The following is a 553-nucleotide window of genomic DNA, read 5'->3' as shown; positions in this document are numbered from 1 at the left end:
CTTATTCTGACTGTTCAACGTCTGTCATGAGTAAGCTTTGTACCTGTTCGATTGTTAAGCCAGTAACTTTTGCCACCATTTCGATAGGCATCTTCTCTTTTAGAAGATTAACAGCAACACGGCGAACACCTACTTCAATCCCTTCTTCCCGTCCTTCAGTCTTAATTGATTGATAAATAACCGACTCGCGCATAATGTCTTTCCTGAATAAACGCCCAATTACTTCTTGTTCTAATACTAACCCGGCCAAGATTGCGGCGGCGGCAGCAATATTACTTTGTGTCCGGCGTTCACTAATTTTATCAACGGCCGCCGCCGCTTGTTGTAGTGTACCAACCTTATTATTAGTCGCACTCAATACAGCAAATGGCAGTAACCCTGTAGTTCTCAAGAATATTTCTGGCGGTTGCTCCCACAAACGAATCACAGAAAATTCATGTCGAAGATTTTCAATAGTAAATGTGGTTTCGTAAACTTCTTCAGATGTGGTTTTGTCCAGATAAATTACGACTTGATGCATTCGTTTATTGGGAAAACGACGATACACTCGCAA

Annotated in this window: 1 protein-coding gene; it reads right to left on the bottom strand. The window is 41.6% G+C overall.

The window, feature by feature from the left end; genetic code table 11:
- Position 1 precedes the first annotated feature (1 nt).
- Positions 2-553, bottom strand: a 552-nt coding sequence (locus tag HCR01_RS38240; RefSeq protein WP_193201055.1) for an Rpn family recombination-promoting nuclease/putative transposase, incomplete at its 5' end; no start/stop codon positions are given.

The organism is Nostoc sp. MG11, assembly GCF_014904695.1.
In the GTDB taxonomy this organism is placed as follows: Bacteria; Cyanobacteriota; Cyanobacteriia; order Cyanobacteriales; family Nostocaceae; genus Komarekiella.
The sequence above is the reverse complement of the archived record's forward strand: the minus strand, read 5'-3'. Positions and strand labels throughout refer to the sequence as shown.